Consider the following 19641-nt stretch of genomic DNA (forward strand, 5'->3'; position numbering starts at 1 on the left):
TGCCGGATCCTCGCCCACCAGCACCACCGCGAGCCCCGGGGTGATCCCCTGCTCCTCGCGCAGCCGCGCCACATGTTCGGCCACCTGCGCCCGCACCCTGGCCGCGAAGGCCTTCCCGTCGATGATCGTCGCGGTCATGCACCGTCTCCCCTGCCCAGAACCCGTTCCTCGCGCGCGATCGACCAGTTGACCAGCGCGCGCCAGATGCCTTCGACCAGCGCCGGGTCGAGCCCCTGCGCGGTGGCGGCGGTGGTCGCGTTGCCGACCACCTCCTCGACCCGCGCCGCGATCCGCGCCGGCATGCCCTCGCCGGGCTTCAGCTCGGCCGCACGGTCGATCAGCCGGGCCCGGTCGGCCAGCAGCGCGACGAGACGGGCGTCAAGCGCGTCGATCTCGGCGCGCAGTTCGGCCATCGTCGCAATCGTGGAGGGCTCTTTCATCGGCATCCTTCGCTTTCGATCTGCGGGATCTATTGCAGCTTCCGCGCCGCGGCTCAAGCCCGGCCGCTCAGAACAGCCCTTCGACCTCGCCCGCCGCGGTCAAGCCGATGCGCTCGGCCGCGGGCGCGCGCGGCAGGCCCGGCATGGTCAGGATCTCGCCGCAGATCGCCACGACGAAGCCCGCCCCGGCCGAAAGCCGCACCTCGCGCAGGGTGACGCTGTGCCCGTTCGGTGCGCCGCGCCGTTTCGGGTCGGTCGAGAAGGAGTATTGCGTCTTCGCCACGCAGACCGGCAACGCGCCGAAGCCCTGCGCCTCCCAGGTGGCAAGCTGATCCCGCAGCGAGGCCTCGGCAATCACCGCATCGGCGTGATAGATCCGCTTCGCCACCTCCTCGATCTTCTCGAAAAGGCCCATCTCGTCGGGGTAAAGGGGGGCGAAGCCGCCCGGCCCCTCAGCCAGACGCACCACCTCGCGGGCGAGATCCTCGGCCCCCGCACCGCCCTCTGCCCAGTGCCGGCACAGCACCGCACGACAGCCCTGATGCGCGGCATAGTCGACGAGCGCCGCGATCTCGGCCTCGGTGTCGCTCTCGAAGGCGTTGATCGCCACCACCACCGGCACACCGAAGCCGCGGGTGTTGGCGATGTGGCGGCCGAGGTTTGCGCAGCCCCGGCTCAGCGCCGCGACATCCTCGCGGCCAAGATCGGCGAGTGCCGTGCCGCCCTGCATCTTCAGCGCCCGCACCGTCGCCACGATCACCGCGGCCGCGGGCAGCAGCCCGGCGCTGCGGCACTTGATGTCGAAGAACTTCTCGGCCCCCAGATCGGCGCCGAAGCCCGCCTCGGTCACCACGTAATCGGCCAGCCGCAGCGCCGCGCGGGTGGCGATGACCGAGCTGCAGCCATGCGCGATATTGGCGAAGGGGCCGCCGTGCACGAAGGCGGGCGTGTGCTCGATCGTCTGCACCAGGTTCGGCTGCAGCGCATCGCGCAACAGCACCGCCATCGCCCCCGCCGCCTTGAGTTCGGCGCAGGTGACGGGGCTGCGGTCGGCCCGCTCGCCGATCACGATCCGGCCAAGCCGCACCTCGAGGTCGGCCAGGTCGCGCGCGAGACACAGGCAGGCCATCACCTCCGAGGCCGCGGTGATGTCGAAACCGGTCTGCCGCGGCGCGCCATTCGCGACGCCACCGAGCCCCGTCACGATGTCACGCAGCGCCCGGTCGTTCATGTCGATCACCCGCCGCCAGCGCACCCGCCGCGGGTCGAGGTCCAGCGCATTGCCCCAGTAGAGGTGGTTCTCGATCATCGCGGCCAGCAGGTTGTGCGCCGCGGTCACGGCATGGAAATCGCCGGTGAAATGCAGGTTCATCGCCTCCATCGGCACCACCTGCGCCCGCCCACCGCCGGCCGCGCCCCCCTTCATCCCGAAGTTCGGGCCAAGCGAGGCCTCGCGGATGCAGATCGCAGCACGCTTGCCGATCCGGCTCAGCCCGTCGCCAAGGCCCACGGTGGTGGTGGTCTTGCCCTCGCCCGCAGGCGTCGGGGTGATCGCGGTGACAAGGATCAGCCGGCCCTCGGCGCGCGGCTCGATCGCATCCAGAAAGGCGCGGTCGATCTTCGCGATCTCGCGGCCATAGGGGATCAGGGCGGTTTCCGGAATGCCGATCTTTGCCGCAACCTCGGGCATCGGACGTTTCGGGGCGGCGCGGGCAATCTCGATATCGGGCAGCATCTGGGTCCTCCTCGGCGGAGCCTAACCCGTTATGCTGACAGGGGAAAGCCGGCTCAGCCGCGGACGTCGGACATCCGCGACCAGGCGCGCTGATCGGGGATGTGCAGGCGCAGGCTCTGGCCGAGTTCCAGCACCCCCGGCCGCTCGACCCAGGCGGTGACGCCGCGCCGGCCCTGTGCCGCGGGCTTGTAGCGCGGCCCGGCGCCCGGGTGCACGGTCTCGATCACCTTGCCGGGCAGCACGCAGGCGCGGTTCTCCATGTCGACGACAAGGGTCGCGCCATCGGGCCCCTGCAGCCGCGACGAGGGCGGCAGATGGGTCAGATCGGGCAGTCCGCGCAGCACGATCGAGGCGCCGACCCATTCGGGGGCGAGATGCGGCAGGCGCATGGCAAAGGCGGTCTCGGCGAGCTCCTCCTCGGACAGGATCGTCAGCTGCCGGGTGTTGGCGATCTCGGTGCCCGTCGGATGCTGCTCGGTCACCCGCGAACAGCTCGCCCGGGTGCGGCCGGAATGCGCCTCGCCCGCGGCACCGTCAAAGCCGAGCACGAGCTGCGTCACCGGCTCGGACGCCAGCCCCGCGCCCGGCCGCACGAGGCCCAGAAAGACGATTTCGCCATGAAACTGGGTGGAGTTCAGCGCGGCCATCAGACGACCCTCAGGACCAGGAACAGACGACGGAAGGGGAAGAGCACGGTGCCGTCCGGCTCGGCTGGATAGGCAGCGTCGAGGGCCGCCTCGTAGCGCACGAGAAAGCCCGCAAGTTCGCTTTCGTTCAGCTTTGCGGCGAAGGGGCGCAGCGCCGTCGCTTCGGTGAAGCGGCGCACCGGGTGCACCGCGCCCTCGGGGGCGAGGCGCTGAATGTAATCGGTGCTCCAGACGTCGACCTCGCCGAGCGGCGCGAGCATCCGCGCGTAATCGAGCGGCGGCGCCACCGGCGCCACCCAGCCGGTGAAATCGAAACGGTCGGGAAACATCTCGGCGGCGAGGTCGCGCAGGAAGCGGTGCGAGGGCGCGCCCGATTGCATCGGCATCTGCACGGCGAGGACCCCGCCCGGCACCAGCAGCCCGGCCAGCCGCGGCAGCAGTGCGGCGTGATCGTCGAGCCACTGCAGCGCCGCGTTCGAGAAGATCAGTGCCGGCGGCTTGCCCGGCTCCCAGCCGCGGATATCGGCAAGATCGCAGCGGTGATAGGCGCCGGTCGCCGCCGCCTTGCCGATCATCGCGGGCGAGGCATCGACGCCGACGATCTTGCGCCCGGGCCAGCGGTCATCGAGCGCCGGCCCCACCGCCCCCGCGCCGCAGCCGAGGTCGACGATCCGGCCCGGCGGCAGCGTGCCCACCCGGGCCATCAGATCGAGCGCCGGCCGCAACCGCAGGTCGCGGAAGCGGCCATAGCTTTCGGGGTTCCAGTCGGCGCTTTCCGTGCGAGGCCGGGTCATCGCCGCCGCCCCGCGCTTACGCCGAAGGTTCCGGCGCGGTGTCGGGCCCCTTGGCAGGTTTCGTCTTCGGCACCGAGGTGACCGAGGGCAGACCGCCCGGCGTGTTGCCGTCGTCGCCGTGGATCGCCTCGCCGGTCATCACCTTGCGGATCTCCTCGCCGGTCAGGGTCTCGTATTCGAGCAGCCCCTGCGCCAGACGCTCCCATTCCGGCTGGTTCTCCATCAGGATGCGGCGCGCCTCCTTGTAGCCGGCGTCGATCAGCTCGCGCACCTCTTCCTCGATCAGCTCCTTGGTCTTGGTCGAGACCGAGAAGCCGCCGGTGTTGCCCTGATAGCCCTCATGCGCCTCGGAATAGTCGATATTGCCGACCTTGTCCGACATGCCCCAGCGCATCACCATCGCGCGGGCAATCGCCGAGGCCTGCATGATGTCGCCGGCCGGGCCGTTCGAGACGTGTTCCTCGCCCCATTTCAGGATCTCGGCCGCCTTGCCCGCCATGGTCATGGCGATCTTCTGCTTGGCCTCGTCCTTGTGGTAGTTCAGCTTGTCCATCTCGGGCAGCGACACCACCATGCCAAGCGCCTGACCGCGCGGGATGATCGTCGCCTTGTAGACCGGGTCGCATTTCGGCAGTTTCATCCCGACCACGGCGTGACCGGCCTCGTGATAGGCGGTCATTTCCTTCTGCTCGGGGGTCAGCACCATCGAGCGCCGCTCGACCCCCATCATCACCTTGTCCTTGGCCTGTTCGAAGTCTTCCATGGTGACAAAGCGACGACCGACGCGGGCAGCCATCAGTGCCGCCTCGTTCACCAGGTTCGCGAGATCCGCGCCCGAGAAGCCCGGCGTGCCGCGCGCGATCACGCGCAGATCGACATCGGGGCCGACCGGCACCTTGCGGGCATGCACGGTGAGGATCTTCTCGCGGCCCTTGATATCGGGGTTCGGCACATGGATCTGCCGGTCGAAGCGGCCCGGACGCAGCAGCGCCGGGTCGAGCACGTCCTTGCGGTTCGTGGCGGCGATGATGATGATGCCCTCGTTCGCCTCGAAACCGTCCATCTCGACCAGAAGCTGGTTCAGCGTCTGCTCGCGCTCGTCATTGCCGCCGCCGATGCCGACGCCCCGGGCGCGGCCCACCGCGTCGATCTCGTCGATGAAGACGATGCAGGGCGCGTTCTTCTTCGCCTGCTCGAACATGTCGCGCACGCGGCTGGCGCCGACGCCCACGAACATCTCGACGAAATCGGAGCCCGAGATGGTGAAGAAGGGCACGCCCGCCTCGCCGGCGATGGCGCGCGCCAGCAGGGTCTTGCCGGTGCCGGGCGGGCCGACAAGCAGCGCGCCCTTCGGGATCTTGCCGCCGAGACGCGAGAATTTCTGCGGATTGCGCAGGAACTCGACGATTTCCTCGAGTTCTTCCTTCGCCTCGTCGATGCCGGCGACATCGTCAAAGGTGACACGCCCCTGCTTCTCGGTCAAAAGCTTCGCCTTCGACTTGCCGAAGCCCATGGCGCCGCCCTTGCCGCCGCCCTGCATGCGATTCATGAAGAAAATCCAGATCCCGATCATCACGATGAACGGCAGCCAGACGCCCAGGAGCGACATGAAGCCCGACTGCGCCTGCTTCACGACATTGACCTGCACGCCCTTGCCGATCAGCTTCTCGGCGATGGCGTCGGATTCCGGCTTCACCGTCGAATAGGTGGTGCCGTCGGCGATCTGATAGCGCACGTCCTCGCCGTCGAGCTGGACGGACTTGACCTCGCCCTTGTCGACCGCGGTCATGAATTCCGAATAGGCGACCTGCCGCGCATTCATCGAGGCCTGCCCGTCTCCGAAAAGGTTGAACAGCGCGAGAATCAGCAGGAACAGCACGGCCCAGAAGGCCAGATTGCGTGCGTTGCCCAAGGGGAACCTCCAGAATAGACGGGGACCGGTCTCCGCCGGGCCTTTACCGGGTGAAAATAGGGATTACGCGGTCAGGTTCAACGTCTGATTAGCGACTCCGCAAATGCGCCGCAGTCAATTCGCGCTTTCCAGCCGTTTTCGAGCCCGGCCAGAGGCGCCGCAATCAGCGCCTCGCCGTGCCAGACGGCGGGGGAGGCGAGCAGGCTTGCGCGCGGCAAACCGGTCTCGCGCCAGTGCGGGCATTGCAAAAGCCCCTCATCGCCAAGCGCCGCGATCTCGAGCCCCGGTGCGGCGGGGCCGGTCAGCGCCCAGCGGTCCCAAAGATCGCCCACGGACACCCGCAGCGTGGCGACCGCCGCCGCCTCGCGGGTGAGGCGGATCGTATCGCGCCCGGCCCGGATGCGGCAGCCGTGCAGGGTGCGGTCGGGCTGCGCCGCCAGCCCCGCGAGCAGATCCGCCACCTTGGCCGCGCGCGGGGGGTACTCGCAGCCCGAGATCCAGCGCAGCGCCGCGTTCAGAAGCCGCCGCTGCAACTCGGGCGCCAGATCGGCAAAGCCTGCGCGCCCGATCACCACATCGCCCGCCGGCGTCGTCACCTGCGCGGCGACGAAACGGCACAGGGTTTCGGTCAGCGCGGCATCGGCCGCGGCCAGGTTGCGCACCACCGCGCCCAGCGTCGCGGGCGTGATGCCAAGGGGCGCGAGCGTGGCCAGCGCCTGCCGTGCCCGCACCCGGCCAAAGCGCGGATTGTCATTCGAGGGATCGTCGATCCAGCCGAGCCCGCGCGCGCGCAGCGCCGCGCGCAGATCGGCGCGGGTCACGCCCAGAAGCAGCCGGTGCCAGGTGACCCCCTCGGCCACGAAGCGCCGGCGCATTCCGGCGAGGCCCTCGAGCCCGGCCTCACGGCCAAGGCGCATCAGGAAGGTCTCGGCCTCGTCATCGGCGGTATGGCCAAGCGCGACATCGGCAATCCCCTGCCCCTGCGCCCAGGCCCCGATCAGCCGCAGCCGCGCGCGCCGCGCCGCGTCCATCAGGTTGCCCGCGGCCGCGGTCCCCTGCCAGGACAGCACGCTGTGCGGCACGCCGATGCCGGCGCAAAACCGGCCGACCTCGGCCGCCTCCGCGGCCGAGCCCGCGCGCAGACCATGATCGACCGTCACCGCGGCAAGGTCGAAACCCGCCGCATGCAGCCCGACCAGCAGCGCCATCGAATCCCCACCCCCGGAAACGGCAACCCCGACACGCGGGGGCGCATCGGGGCCAAATGCCTGTTTCAGGATCGCGGGCAGGTCCGGCGTCACTGGCAGCCGAGGCTCGCCTGTGCCGAGGACACCTGCCCCGCCGCCTGCGACGAGGGGAAGCGGGCCGGCACTTCGGCCAGCGTCGCGCAGGCCTCGTTCTTCTGACCGAGCTCGCCCAGCGACTTGCCGAGCTCGAGCAGGTTGTCGGCCGCGCGCTTGCCCTCGGGCGCTGCCGAGAAGGCGTCGAGCCAGGCCCGCGCCGCGCCCGGAACGTCGCCCGCCTGATGCAGCGCGTCGCCGCGCAGATACATCGCGTCGTCGGTCAGGGGGCCACCCGGATAGGTTTCGGCAAAGGTCGCAAAGAGGTCAGCGGCGCCGCGAAAGTCACCCTGACCGAGCACCTCCTTGGCCCGGTCGAAATCACTTTTCTCGTTCATTGCCAGATCACCGCCCCCCGAAGAGGCAGAGGACGCCCCGGTGCTCGGCGCCGAGGGCGCGGTCACCGAACCTGCCGTCGGCGCGGCGCCGCCAAGCGGCGCGCCCTGACCGACGCTGGAGGGATCGCAGCCCTCCTCGAGCTCGCAGACGCGGAATTCCAGATCGCCCACCCGGTTGGTGCCGTCCTTGACGACCCGGTCGATGCGGTTCTGCAATTCCTCGGTGCGGGAGGTGAGCGTGCTCAGCTCGGCCTCCATCGTGTCCATGCGCTGCAGCGCCGAGGCCCCGCCCGCCGCCTGCATGCCCTTCGCGCCCGAGGCCACCAGCTCCGAACGCAGGCCCTGAAGCTGATCCGACAGCTGCGCGAGTTCCGCGCGGATGTCGGCCAGCGTCTGTTTGTCGGCCGCATGGGCGGGCGCTGCCAGCGCCAGCGCCACGGCCGCCCCCAGCATCACCCGCCGCATCAGATCAGCTCCCCGCGCCGAGCGAGATCACCGTGACCGCGCGGCGGTTCTTGGCGTAGCAGTCTTCCGACGAGCACACCGCGAGCGGGCGTTCCTTGCCGTAGGAGACGGTGCGCAGACGCGAGCCGGCGACGCCCTGCGAGATCAGGAAGGCCTGCACCGCCGAGGCGCGGCGCGCACCAAGCGCGAGGTTGTATTCGCGGGTGCCCTGTTCGTCGGCATGGCCTTCGATGATGGCCGAATACTTGCCGTGCGCGTTCAGCCACTTGGCCTGGCCGGTCAGGATGTTGCGGGCCTCGTCGGTCAGCGTCGACTGGTCGACCACGAAGTGCACCATGTCGCCGACGGCGGCGTTGAAATAGGCCGGCGAGTTCGGGTCGCTGATCGAGCCCTGCGAAACCGAGCCGTCGCCGGTGCCGCTGCCGTAAGCGCCGCCCGGATCGACCACGCCATTGCCCGAGCCGTATTTGTCGGGGTTGTTACAGGCCGCGAGGCCGAGGACTGCCAGCAGGATCACTGCCTTGGGTGCGAAGTTCATGTGTACCGCCTTTTGAGTTTGCCCTTTCGGGCGAAGGTAACAGGTTCGGAATGCCTTGTGAATCGGGCTCAGGGCAGAAGCGGCGACCAGGCCGGATCGGAGGCCCCGCCAGCGTTGCCGACCTTCTTCAGGTTCCGCCCTGAAATGTCGATGGAGAAAAGCTGTGCGCCGCCGCCCGCGCCGGGGCTTTCGCGGGTGAACATGATGACGCGGCCGTTCGGCGACCAGGTCGGGCCCTCGTCAAGGAAGGAGGCGGTCAGCAGCCGCTCTTCCGAGCCGTCGGTGCGCATCACGCCGATGAAGAAGCGCCCGCCCGCCTGCTTGGTGAAGGCGATCATGTCGCCGCGCGGCGACCAGACCGGGGTGCCGTAACGGCCGTCACCATAGGAGATCCGGGTCGGCTCGCCGCCGCCCGCGGGCATGATGTAGAGCTGCGGACCACCCGAGCGGTCGCTCTCGAAAACGATGCGCGAGCCATCGGGGCTGAACGACGGTGCGGTCTCGATCGCCGGCGAATTCGTCAGCCGGGCCGGCGAGCCGCCCGAGGCCGACATCTTCCACAGGTCGGTGTTGCCGTTCTGCTCGAGCGAATAGACGATCGAGTTGCCATCGGGCGAGAAGCGCGGCGAGAAGGTCATCGTGCCGGGCACTTCGGGCAGCAGCTGGCCGCTGACATTGCCGACATTCATCAGCTTGATCCGCGGGAAGCCGGTCTCGAAGGTGGTGTAGAGAATGCGGTCGCCGGTGGGCGAGAAGCGCGGGGCAAGCACGATCGTGCTCGAATCCGTGAGATAGTTCACATTCGCGCCGTCATAATCCATGATCGCGAGGCGTTTCAGGCGCTTGTCCTTCGGGCCGCTCTCCGAGACATAGACCACGCGGCTGTCGAAATAGCCGCTTTCGCCGGTGATCCGGCTGTAGATCACATCGGCCACCTTATGCGCGAGACGGCGCCAGCTTTGCGGGCTGGCCGCAAGCTGCTGGCCGTCGCCGAGCTGCTGGTTCGAGTAGACGTCGAAGAGGCGGAACTTGACCACCACCTTGCCGCCCGACATCGACACGCCGCCGACGATCAGCGCCTGCGCGTTGATCGCCTGCCAGTCGGCATAGCTGACCGGGGTGTCAAAGCTCGAGAAGCGCTGCAGATAGGCGTTCTCGGGGATCTGTCGGAACAGGCCCGTGCCGCTCAGGTCGGCATTGATGACCTGCGAGATCTGCGCCGCCATCTCGCCCGCGCCGCCGGTTTCCGCCACGAAGCTCGGCAGGGCATAGGGCAAGGGCTCGATCACGCCCTCGTCGATCTCGATGTGCAGCGGACCCTGCTGCGCCAGCGCCGCCCCCGGGCCGATCATCAGCGCCGCCAGCGCGGCCAATGCAAAACGGAACATGCTCTTTTCCCTGGCTTGGGCTTTTGCCCGTTGTACCCAATTTCTGCGTCGCGGCACATCACAAGCGGCGGAGAGCCGGATTTTTCCGGCTCCCTGCGGCGCACGCGTCACTTCATCCTCATCTTGCTCGGGTCGAAGACGATCTCGATCTGCTTCCACCAGCCGTATTTCTCGGCCGGCAGCGGGAAGCCGTCCGAGCCGCAGCGCACGATCGCGCGCCGCGCCGCCTCGAAGGCCTGCTTCGCCGCGGCTTCCGAACCGCCGGTGAAGCCCTTCATCTTGATCGACTTGACGTCCGGCTTGCCGTTCTGGCCCATGTCGACGAGCACCGTCACCGTGGTGCGCAGCGCCTCCGAGCTGAGCGCGCCGGTGTTCCAGCACGCCTTCACATCGACGATCAGCGCCTCTTTCTCGCCGGCGGTCACGGGCGGGCCGTTCTCGGCGATGCCGAGGCCGCCAGAGCCGGTGCCGGTTTCCGAAGTCATCGCCTCGGCGAGCGCGTCATTGACCCCGCTCGCGCTGCCCGACTTGCCGGAGGTGCCCGATTTCGCCGGCGTGCCCGAGGCCTTGTCGCTGGCCTTGTCGCTCGTCTTGCCCGTGCCCTTGTCGCTCGCCTTGCCGGTGCCGCTGCCCGAGGTCTTGTCCGACGCCTTGTCGGCGGGCTTTGCTGCGGGCTTCGCCGCCGGCGCCTTGTCGGCGGGCTTGTCCGAGGCCTTGTCGGTCGCGCTGTCATTCGAGGCGGTCTTGGTCTCGGCGGGCTTCGTCTCGGCCGGGGCCGGAGCGGGCTTCGTCGGACGCGACTGCGGACGCGGCACGCTGGCCGGCGCCGAGGTCTTGGCGGGTTCCTCGACCGGCTTCGTCTCGGGCGTGATCTCGGTCGCGGCCTCCTTCGGCGCGGCCTCGGGCTTCGGCTTCTCGACCGGCTCGGGCTTCGGCGTCTCGGCAGGCTTCGTCTCGGCGACGGGCGCCTCGGCGACCTTGGCGTCGGGCTCGGGGGCGGGTGCCGGGGTCGGCGCGACCCGCGGCGCGGGCCTTGCCACCGGGCGCGGCGAGAAATCGGGCGAGGTGGTGTCCTGCGGCTCGACCACCGGCGGCATCATCGTCGGCGGCACCTCGACCACCTCGGCGGGCGGCGTCGGTTCCGCGACCGCGGTCATGTCGGGCTGCGGCTCGGGTGCCGGCGCGGGCTTCGAGGGCGGCACCGGCGAGGATTGCGGCGCGGGCGCCGGCGCCTCCTCGGCGGGCGCCGGGGCGGGCTCGGCCGCGGGGGCGGGTTCCGGCTGCGCCGGCGCCTCGGCACCGGCCTCGCCACCTGCCGGCACGGCGGGTTCGCTGTTCGCGCCCTGTTTCGGTGCGGCGGCGGCGATCGCGTCGAACTCGGCCTGCGAGATCACCGAGACCTGCGTCATCTGCACCTGTTCCTGCGGCTCCGGCGGGAACCAGTCGGTGCCAAAGATCGCCAGCAGAATCACCGCGATATGCAGTGCCGCCGAGACCTCCGTGCCGATCTTCTCTGCCCTGTCCATGCGCATGGCGCGTCAGTTCCCCGAAGGCGCCTTGCCCGTCAGCGAGGGGCCGCCGGTGTCGGTGACCAGGATGATGTTGTTGAAGCCGCCGGCGTTCAGCGCCCCCATCACCTCGACGACGCGCGAATATTCGATGCCGCCATCGGCGCGCAGGTAGATCTTGTCGCTGTCGCGCTCCTGCGCGATGGCGTGCAGCCGGTCGACCAGCTCTGCCTCGGGCACCGTCGAGTTCATCAGCGACACCGTGCCATCAAGCTGCAGCGAGACCGTCAGCGGCTCTTCCTGCTCGGTCGGCACCGCCTTCGCCGCCGTCTTCGGCAGCTCGAGCGGCACGCCCACCGTCATCATCGGCGCCGCCACCATGAAGATGATGAGCAGAACCAGCATCACGTCGACCATCGGCGTGACGTTGATCTCGCCCATCACGGCATGCCGGCCCTTGCCCCCGCGCCGGCGGCGTCCGCTGCCACCGGCCTTCTTCATCACCCCCGCGCCCATGGCTCAGGCGTCCAGCTGGCGCGAAAGGATGGTGGCGAATTCGTCGGCGAAGGCCTCGTAGCCCGAGGTGATCTTGTCGGCATCGCCCGAAAGCTTGTTGTAGAAGATCACCGCCGGGATCGCGGCGATCAGGCCGATCGCGGTGGCGACGAGCGCCTCCGAGATCCCCGGCGCCACGACGGCAAGCGAGGTGTTCTGCGAGATCGCGATCTCCTCGAAGGCGACCTTGATCCCCCAGACCGTGCCGAACAGACCGATGAAGGGCGAGGTCGAGCCCACCGTGGCGAGGAAGCTGAGCCCCGAGTTCAGGTTTTCGGCCTCCTTCGCGATCGCCACATCCATCGAGCGGTCGATACGCGCCTGTGCGCCGGCGATCAGCTCACCGTCATGGCGGTGCGAGCGTCGCCATTCGAGCATGCCGGCGGCGAAGATGCGCTGGCTCGCGCCCTCGGGCGAAGGCCCGATCTGGTCGAAGAGCTCGTCGAGCGGCTCGCCCGACCAGAAGGCGCGATCGAAGGCATCGGCCTCGGCCCGCGCGGCGCGGAAGGTGATGAATTTCCGGATGATGATCGACCACGACCAGAAGCTGGCCATGGTGAGCATGAGCATCACAAGTTTCACAGTCAGCGATGCGCGCAGGAAAAGTGCAAGCAGCGAGAAATCAATCTCCTGCCCCATCGCAAGGGTTTGTTGATCCATAATCGTGCCTTTAGGCGTTCACTGCTCTCGGTCGAAGCCGTTTCACGGCTCTCTTAACAGTGATTCTATCCGAGGATCAGGGGGAGCGCCATAACATCTGCGTCATCGCGTCACGGCTGGTGCCGCATTGCAGCAGATGCAGGGCTCCTCCCCCTGCCCCGGCTCAGTGCAGCGAGGGCACGAGGCGCTGGCGCAGCGCGGCGGGCAGGCGCGCGGGCGCGCCGGTCTCGCTCAGGCACACGATCGTCACCGCGGCGGCAAAGAGCTTCTCGCCCGCCCGCCACACCGCCTGCTCGAGGATGAGTCGGGCGCCCGCCACCGCGGACAGCTCGGTCGTCACCGTGAGCTCGTCGTCGAACTTCGCCGGACGCAGGTAATCCGCCTCGACCCGGCGCACCGCGAAGACAAGGCCGTGATCGCGCTTCAGCGCGACCTGATCGATGCCGAGGCTGCGCACCCATTCGGTGCGTCCGCGCTCGATGAACTTCAGGTAATTCGCGTAATAGACGATGCCGGCAAGGTCGGTGTCCTCGTAATAGACCCGGACCGGGAAGTCATGCGTCATGCCGTGCCCTCCGGCCGCGGCGCGGCCAGCCGGGCCGCAAGCCGCAGCGCATGGCTCGCGTCATCGGCGACGGCGGGCAGCACCGGGTCATAGGCCGCGCGGATCAGCGCCGCCACCTCCGGGCGCATCACCGCCACACCGCGCGCCGAGGCAAGCGGCGGATGGCCGGCAAAGGCCGTCTCGCCCCAGAGCAGGATCATCTGCACCGCCTGGCTCAGCGCGATCGTCTCGGCCGGCACCTCGTCGAGCGCCGCATCCATCCGCACGAAGGCAAAGCAGGCCCGGATCGCCCCCGCGGCATCGAAGCGGAAGACCCGGTACTGGTTCGCCCCCGCGCTCTCGAGCCGGGCAACGAGATCGCCGAGCCCCTCGATCATCCGGTCGAGGTTCGGCACTTCGAGAAGCTCCTGCCACTCGCGGAAGAAGAAGATCATCAGGTTCGCGCCAAGCTCGGGATCGGTCTCGGCCATCTGGTGGCCGGCAAGCGTCACCACCGCCTCGGCCGCGCCCTTCACCGTGGCAAGCGTCGCCGCATCGACGCCGAAGACCACCGGCACCACCGGCCGCCCCCAGCGGGCAAAGAGATAGTTCCCGCCCGCGCGCGTGAACATCGCCCTGATGTCATCGGCTTTCGGCATCCCCGTCTCGTCGCTCATCGGCCCCTCCGCAAATCGGCGCCACCCTAGGCTATCGGCCGGGCAAGGAAAAGGCCGGGCAAAAGGGGGCGCTGCCCCCTCGGGCTTCGCCCTCACCCCCGGGATATTTGGTGCGATTGGAAGAGCAAGCGCGGTCCCGGCTTCCAATTGCCGCAAATATCCCGGGGGTGAATTGGCGCAGCCAAGAGGGGGCAGCGCCCCCAACCGGCGCTTGCCGCGCGCGCAAGCGCCGCCTATAAGGCGCGCCATGACCCGGCTTGCGCACATCCTTCGTCGAATTACCGGCCCGGCGCTCTGACGCGTCAGGGTGGCCGGGACTGCTGCAAGCCGCGGGCGCGGGCTGCGCGCCCCTCTTCCTTCAAGCCGAGGACATTCTTCCGATGTGCGCTGACACGCCCGAAACCACCGTCGACTATCGCGACACCGTCTTCCTGCCCGAAACCGAGTTCCAGATGCGCGCCGGCCTGCCCGCGCGCGAGCCCGAATGGCTGGCCCGCTGGGAGCGCCTGGCGATCTACGACCAGCTGCGCGAAAAGGGCCGCGACGATGCGCGCCCCTCTTTCGTGCTGCATGACGGCCCGCCCTATGCCAACGGCCACCTGCACATCGGCCACGCGCTGAACAAGACGATCAAGGACATCATCGTGCGCAGCCATCAGATGATGGGCCACGACAGCCGATATGTGCCGGGCTGGGACTGCCACGGCCTGCCGATCGAATGGAAGATCGAGGAGCAGTATCGCGCCAAGGGGCTGAACAAGGACGACGTCGACACCGTGACCTTCCGCCAGGAATGCCGCAAGTTCGCCGAGAACTGGGTCACCGTGCAGCGCGAGGAATTCAAGCGCCTCGGCGTGACCGGGAACTGGGCCAATCCCTATCTGACGATGGATTTCCATGCCGAGGCGGTGATCGCCGAGGAGTTCATGAAATTCCTGATGAACGGCACGCTCTATCAGGGCTCGAAGCCGGTGATGTGGTCGCCGGTCGAGAAGACCGCGCTCGCCGAGGCCGAGGTCGAGTATCACGACCACACCTCGCACACGATCTGGGTGCGGTTCCGCCCGGTTGCGGGGCTTGACGGGGCGGCGGTGGTGATCTGGACCACCACCCCCTGGACGATCCCGCAAAACCGCGCGGTCGCCTACAACCCGGGCATCGCCTACGGGATGTATCGCGTCGATACCGTCGACGAGAAATCGACCGCGCTTGCGGGCGAGCTGCTGGTGCTGGCCGATGCGCTGGCCGAAGCCGTGATGACCGCGGCGAAGGTGACGGGCTTCACCCGGCTGCGCGACGTCGCGACCTCCGAGTTCGAGGGCGCGGTGCTGAAGCACCCCTATGCCGGGCTCGAGGAGGCGAAGGGCGAGTGGGATTATGACGTGCCGATGCTGCCCGGCGATCACGTCACCGAGGACGCCGGCACCGGTTTCGTCCACACCGCGCCCTCGCACGGCGACGACGACTATCAGCTCGGCGTGAAGTTCAAGCTGCCGATGACCTATAATGTCGAGGCCGACGGTAGCTATCGCACCGACCTGCCGATCTTCGGCGGCCAGGCGATCCTGGACCAGGACGGCAAGGAAGGCCCGGCGAACGTGTCGAACATCAAGCAGCTCGCCTGGGCCGGCGCGCTGCTCGCGAAGGGCAAGATCAAGCACTCCTACCCGCATTCCTGGCGTTCGAAGGCGCCGGTGATCTATCGCAACACGCCGCAGTGGTTTGCCGCGATCGACCACAAACTCGACGACGGCATGGGCACCTATGGCGATACCATCCGCGCCCGCGCCCTGCGCTCGATCGAGGAGCTGGTGAAGTTCACCCCGGTCTCCGGCCGCAACCGCCTGCACTCGATGATCAAGCACCGGCCGGACTGGGTGCTGTCGCGCCAGCGCGCCTGGGGCGTGCCGCTCACCTGCTTCACCAAGAAGGGCGCGAAGCCCACCGACGCCGATTTCCTGCTGCGCAATGCCGAGGTCAACGCCCGGATCGCCGCCGCCTTCGAGACGGACGGGGCGGATGTCTGGTATGTGCAAGGATTCAAGGAAAAACTGCTCGCGGGCATCGTCGATCCGTCGGATTATGAACAGGTCTTCGACGTGCTCGACGTCTGGTTCGATAGCGGGTCGACGCATGCCTTCGTGCTGCGCGACCGTCCGGACGGCACCAAGGACGGCATCGCCGACGTCTACATGGAAGGCACCGACCAGCACCGCGGCTGGTTCCATTCCTCGCTGCTGCAGGGCTCGGCCACGATCGGCCGCGCGCCCTATCGCAACGTGGTGACGCATGGCTTCACGCTCGACGAGAAGGGCATGAAGATGTCCAAGTCGATCGGCAACACCGTCGCGCCGCAGGAGGTGATCGACGAATACGGCGCCGACATCCTGCGGCTGTGGGTGGCGCAGGCGGATTACACCACCGACCAGCGCATCGGGCCGAAGATCCTGAAGGGCACTGCGGACAGCTATCGGCGCCTGCGCAACACGCTGCGCTTCATGCTGGGCGCGCTGAAGGACTTCGACGAGGCCGAGCGCGTGGCCGTGGCCGAGATGCCCGAGCTCGAGCGCTGGATGCTGCACCGTCTGGCCGAACTCGATGCCGAAGTGCACGCCAACTACCGCGCCTTCAACTTCTCGGGCGTGTTCCAGGTGCTGTTCAACTTCTGCACCGTCGACCTCTCGGCGTTCTGGTTCGACGTGCGCAAGGACGCGCTTTACTGCGACGCGCCCGACAGCCTGCGCCGGCGCGCGGTGCGCACGGTGATGGACCTGCTGTTCTACCGGCTCAGCACCTGGCTTGCGCCGATCCTGCCCTTCACCATGGAGGACGTCTGGCTCAGCCGCTTCCCGTCCGAGGATGGCTCGGTGCATCTGCAGGACTTCCCGGCGACGCCCGCCGACTGGAAGGACGAGGCGCTCGCGCAGAAATGGGAGGGCATCCGCCGTGCCCGCCGTGCGGTCACCGCCGCCCTCGAGGTGCAGCGTGCCGCCAAGGTGATCGGCGCCTCGCTCGAGGCGGCGCCGGTGGTGCATGTCGAGGACGAGAGCCTCGCCGCGGCGCTGCGCTCGGTCCGCTTCGATGACCTGTGCATCACCTCGGCGCTGACCGTGACCACCGATCCGGCGCCGAACGAGGCCTTCCGCCTGCCCGAGGTTCCGGGCGTCGCGGTGGTCTTCGAGACCGCCGAGGGCGAGAAATGCCAGCGCTGCTGGAAGATCCTGCCCGACGTCGGCACCCATGCGCATGCCCATACCTGCAAGCGCTGCGACGCCGCGCTCGGCTGAACCGCGCCCGTATCCAGCAGTCGAAGGGCGCCCCATCCGGGCGCCCTTTTGCATTCCGCCAAAGCCCTTCGTTCTGTGCAAGGCCGGGGTTGCGAATCCGGCGCGGCTTGCCTATATCACCGCTTGAGAGGTTGGCGCGGGCGAGCGCCTCGCCAACCCGGTCAGGTCCGGAAGGAAGCAGCCGCAACGAGCCCCGCTTGGGTCGATGTCCAGCCTCTCACCCCTCCCCCCTCCGAAACGGTTGATCCGAAAAGCCTTTCCGGGCTTGCGCCTGCCGTGACGATTCAGCCTTTGCCTCGGCGCGGGGGCGGTGCGATGCTTGCCCCATCATGCGCATCGCGACCTTCAACCTTCAGAACCTGAAACTGCTGAAATCCGCAGGAGAACCGCAGCTGCACGGGGCATGGGACAGCGACGACCCCGAGGAGTCCGGCCTCGATGCGATTGACCGGCGGCTGACGGCCGAGGTGCTGGCAAAGATCGACGCCGATCTTCTGGCGCTGCAGGAGGTCTATGATCTTGCGACCCTCGAGGCCTTTCATCAGCGCTGCATGATCCCCGCCGGGCTGCGCCCCTATCCCGAGCGGATCTGCCTGCCCGGCAATGACGGCCGCGGCCTTGATCTTGCGCTCCTTTCGCGCCGGCCGCTTGCCGAGCTGCGCAGCCACGCGGCGCTGACGCTGAAAGATCTCGACATTGCCCCGCCGCCGGGCGTCGATCCGCTCGCCCCGGTCTTCCGCCGCGATTGCCTGATGGCGACGGTGGGGTGGATCACCCTGTTCCTGTGCCATTTCAAGTCGCCCTACCCCGACGTCACCGCAGCCTGGACCACGCGCCGGCTCGAGGCGCTGGCGGTGCGGCGGCTGATCGCGCGCTATTTCGAGGTGCCCGCGGCAGGCCTGTGGCTGATCGTCGGCGATCTGAACGAGCCGCACGGCGCCCTGCCCGGCACCGAGCGCGCCATCGCGCCCTTGGAGAACGGCTTCACCGTCGACCTGATGGAGCGCCTGCCCGAACCCGAGCGCTGGACCTATTTCGACGTGCATTCGGGGCGCTACGATTGCCCCGATGCCCTCCTTGCCTCGCCGGCCCTTGCACAGGCGTTTCCGCGCGCGGCCCCGGTCATCCTGCGCGCCGGGCTGGGCCGCGAGGCGCGGCGAGACACCGGCGCCCGGCTTGCGGGCGTCGGCGCGCACCGGCCGCATGCGAGCGACCATGCCGCGGTGATGATCGACCTGCCGGGCCTGTGACGGGCCGGGCCGGTGACGCCCGCGGATTGCGCGGCAGACCGCCACCGCCGGCCCGCATCTCTTGGCGCGACTCGCGCGCTCTGGTATTCTTGCCGCCAACGAGGGCGAAACGCCCCGGGCAGAGAAGCAGGCACATCATGGCATTCGTCACACCGGGCATGCGCGGCACCCTTGTCCTTGCCGCCGCACTGGGCGCTTTGGCAAGCTGCGGGCACACCCCGCTCGATTGCATGGAGCGCGCGATGTATTTCGAATCGAACCGCTCCAGCCGCGACGGCATGGTCGCCGTGGGCAGCGTGGTGATGAACCGCGTCGAGTCGGGGAAATACCCGAATTCGGTCTGCGGCGTGGTGCGTCAGCGCGGCCAGTTCGCGCCCGGCATCATGACCAAACGCATGAAGGAAAAGACCAACGTGCGCGAGGCGGCGCAATCGGTGCTGCGCGGCGAGCGCCACCCGCTGATCGGCAATGCGCAGTTCTTCCACACCGCGAACCGCAGCTATCATTACGACAACATGCATTATGTGCTGACCGCGGGCGGCAACGCCTTCTACGAGCGTCGGCCTGCCGCGCAGGTGACGCAATCAGCACCGCCGGCGCCGCTCGAAGGCCTCACCGGCTGGTGAGGCAGCGGCGGATCGGCGCACCCGACAAGAAGAACCGCCGCAATCGGGGCGCGGGGACACCGCCCGGAGCCCATTGTGGTCATTGGCTTCCCGGCGGGCATGTGCTCTCTGGGTTGGTGGTAAGCACAGGAACCGGAACGGGATGCAGTGGATTCTTCAGCAGTTCGAGGATACCGAAAAGCTAGCGGATACGCTTGACCGGCTGGGCATTCCTTACTCGTGGCACAAGGTTGTTCCCTTCATCGGTGAGCTTGTTCCCGAGCCTGAAGTGCGCGACCCGTACTCCGTGGTAATGTTCGGTTCCTACACTCTGTGGCGGTATGCGGAGGCCAAGAGCCTGCATCCCGGCGTTTTCCGGATTGCGCCGTTCGTCCATGAGAAACCTTGGCAGCCCTTCATGCTCAACGGTCCAGATGCGATATTTCTTCAGGTCAGCGAGATCGAGGCAAAGCTGGCTGACGATGGTTGCCATTGGTTCATTCGTCCGGTGGCTGACAGCAAGGAGCAGGCGGGAAGCGTTAAAGCTGCTGCTGAAATTCGCGAGATCGCCCGCAAGGTCATGGTCCTTGACGCAGACGAGATACCGCATGGCTCGCTTCGTCCCGACACGCTGATGATGCTGACCACACCGGCACGGATCTACAGGGAGTGGCGCATCTGGATCGTGAACGGGGTTGTCATCACCTACTCTCTCTACAAAGAAGGGACACGGGTGACGTATCGCCACGAGATCGACAACGATGCTCTGGAGTTCGCTCAGACGCTGGCCGGGCTGAACAAGAGTTACTCGCCCGCCTACGTCATGGACATTTGCCGCACCGAAGAAGGCCTGCGACTGGTGGAAACCAACTGCATCAATGCCGCAGGGTTCTATGCGGCTGATCTTGCAAAGCTTGCCAAGACGATTAACGGGATGGCCTGACGCTGACATTGGGCG

At 68.1% G+C, this 19641-nt stretch carries 19 protein-coding genes and 1 other RNA gene; 5 read left to right on the plus strand and 15 right to left on the minus strand.

The window, feature by feature from the left end:
* The 15 genes from EOW66_RS10960 to EOW66_RS11030 all read right to left on the minus strand — a co-directional run.
* A partial coding sequence (locus EOW66_RS10960) for a tetrahydrofolate dehydrogenase/cyclohydrolase catalytic domain-containing protein (protein WP_338054875.1) occupies positions 1–138 on the minus strand: 138 nt, incomplete at its 3' end.
* Positions 135–440 carry a chorismate mutase gene (locus EOW66_RS10965; protein WP_128156411.1) on the minus strand — a complete coding sequence of 102 codons (306 nt, stop codon included), beginning with the start codon at positions 438–440 and terminating at the stop codon, positions 135–137. The genes EOW66_RS10965 and EOW66_RS10960, both read right to left, overlap by 4 nt.
* Before the next feature lie 67 nt (positions 441–507).
* Positions 508–2175 carry a formate--tetrahydrofolate ligase gene (locus EOW66_RS10970; protein ID WP_128156412.1) on the minus strand — a complete coding sequence of 556 codons (1668 nt, stop codon included), beginning with the start codon at positions 2173–2175 and terminating at the stop codon, positions 508–510.
* Positions 2176–2228: 53 nt separating this feature from the next.
* Entirely contained in the window at positions 2229–2822 is a 594-nt protein-coding gene (locus EOW66_RS10975) for an MOSC domain-containing protein (protein ID WP_128156413.1), read from the minus strand.
* Complete coding sequence (locus tag EOW66_RS10980) at positions 2822–3616, minus strand: methyltransferase domain-containing protein (RefSeq protein ID WP_128156414.1); 795 nt, start codon at positions 3614–3616, stop codon at positions 2822–2824. The genes EOW66_RS10975 and EOW66_RS10980 overlap by 1 nt, the downstream gene beginning before the upstream one ends.
* Before the next feature lie 16 nt (positions 3617–3632).
* The gene (gene ftsH, locus EOW66_RS10985; protein ID WP_128156415.1) at positions 3633–5528 is read right to left on the minus strand and encodes an ATP-dependent zinc metalloprotease FtsH; all 1896 of its coding nucleotides are present in this window, start codon (positions 5526–5528) and stop codon (positions 3633–3635) included.
* Between the two features lie 77 nt (positions 5529–5605).
* A complete protein-coding gene (tilS, locus tag EOW66_RS10990) occupies positions 5606–6829 on the minus strand; it encodes a tRNA lysidine(34) synthetase TilS (RefSeq protein WP_275402043.1) in 1224 nt (407 codons plus the stop codon).
* Entirely contained in the window at positions 6826–7671 is an 846-nt protein-coding gene (ybgF, locus tag EOW66_RS10995; protein ID WP_128156417.1) for a tol-pal system protein YbgF, read from the minus strand. The genes tilS and ybgF overlap by 4 nt, the downstream gene beginning before the upstream one ends.
* Before the next feature lie 4 nt (positions 7672–7675).
* Positions 7676–8209 carry a peptidoglycan-associated lipoprotein Pal gene (gene pal, locus EOW66_RS11000; protein ID WP_113899681.1) on the minus strand — a complete coding sequence of 178 codons (534 nt, stop codon included), beginning with the start codon at positions 8207–8209 and terminating at the stop codon, positions 7676–7678.
* A 68-nt stretch (positions 8210–8277) separates the two neighbouring features.
* Complete coding sequence (gene tolB / locus EOW66_RS11005; protein ID WP_128156418.1) at positions 8278–9597, minus strand: Tol-Pal system beta propeller repeat protein TolB; 1320 nt, start codon at positions 9595–9597, stop codon at positions 8278–8280.
* Between the two features lie 107 nt (positions 9598–9704).
* The gene (locus EOW66_RS11010) at positions 9705–11123 is read right to left on the minus strand and encodes a cell envelope biogenesis protein TolA (RefSeq protein ID WP_164881101.1); all 1419 of its coding nucleotides are present in this window, start codon (positions 11121–11123) and stop codon (positions 9705–9707) included.
* A gap of 12 nt (positions 11124–11135) precedes the next feature.
* A complete protein-coding gene (locus EOW66_RS11015) occupies positions 11136–11621 on the minus strand; it encodes an ExbD/TolR family protein (RefSeq protein ID WP_121532022.1) in 486 nt (161 codons plus the stop codon).
* A gap of 3 nt (positions 11622–11624) precedes the next feature.
* Positions 11625–12320 carry a protein TolQ gene (tolQ, locus tag EOW66_RS11020; protein WP_113899685.1) on the minus strand — a complete coding sequence of 232 codons (696 nt, stop codon included), beginning with the start codon at positions 12318–12320 and terminating at the stop codon, positions 11625–11627.
* Between the two features lie 163 nt (positions 12321–12483).
* Complete coding sequence (gene ybgC, locus EOW66_RS11025; RefSeq protein WP_128156420.1) at positions 12484–12885, minus strand: tol-pal system-associated acyl-CoA thioesterase; 402 nt, start codon at positions 12883–12885, stop codon at positions 12484–12486.
* A complete protein-coding gene (locus EOW66_RS11030) occupies positions 12882–13541 on the minus strand; it encodes a DUF2927 domain-containing protein (RefSeq protein WP_239017565.1) in 660 nt (219 codons plus the stop codon). Before EOW66_RS11030 ends, ybgC begins: the two co-directional genes overlap by 4 nt.
* A 380-nt stretch (positions 13542–13921) precedes the next feature.
* On the opposite strand from EOW66_RS11030, the gene ileS reads away from it, so the two are divergent.
* The 5 genes from ileS to EOW66_RS11055 all read left to right on the plus strand — a co-directional run bounded on the left by ileS (position 13922) and on the right by EOW66_RS11055 (position 19626).
* Entirely contained in the window at positions 13922–16828 is a 2907-nt protein-coding gene (gene ileS / locus EOW66_RS11035; RefSeq protein ID WP_128156421.1) for an isoleucine--tRNA ligase, read from the plus strand.
* Between the two features lie 124 nt (positions 16829–16952).
* Positions 16953–17051, plus strand: an RNA gene (gene ffs, locus EOW66_RS11040) — signal recognition particle sRNA small type.
* Between the two features lie 106 nt (positions 17052–17157).
* The gene (locus tag EOW66_RS11045) at positions 17158–18078 is read left to right on the plus strand and encodes an endonuclease/exonuclease/phosphatase family protein (RefSeq protein WP_128156422.1); all 921 of its coding nucleotides are present in this window, start codon (positions 17158–17160) and stop codon (positions 18076–18078) included.
* Positions 18079–18215: 137 nt separating this feature from the next.
* Positions 18216–18704, plus strand: a complete 489-nt coding sequence (locus tag EOW66_RS11050; protein ID WP_239017566.1) for a cell wall hydrolase — start codon at positions 18216–18218, stop codon at positions 18702–18704.
* A 142-nt stretch (positions 18705–18846) separates the two neighbouring features.
* On the plus strand, positions 18847–19626 hold the full coding sequence (locus EOW66_RS11055; protein ID WP_128156423.1) for an ATP-grasp domain-containing protein: 780 nt from the start codon (positions 18847–18849) through the stop codon (positions 19624–19626).
* The last annotated feature ends 15 nt before the right edge of the window (positions 19627–19641 follow it).

Source organism: Paenirhodobacter huangdaonensis (assembly GCF_004022465.1).
In the GTDB taxonomy this organism is placed as follows: domain Bacteria; phylum Pseudomonadota; class Alphaproteobacteria; order Rhodobacterales; family Rhodobacteraceae; genus Rhodobacter; species Rhodobacter huangdaonensis.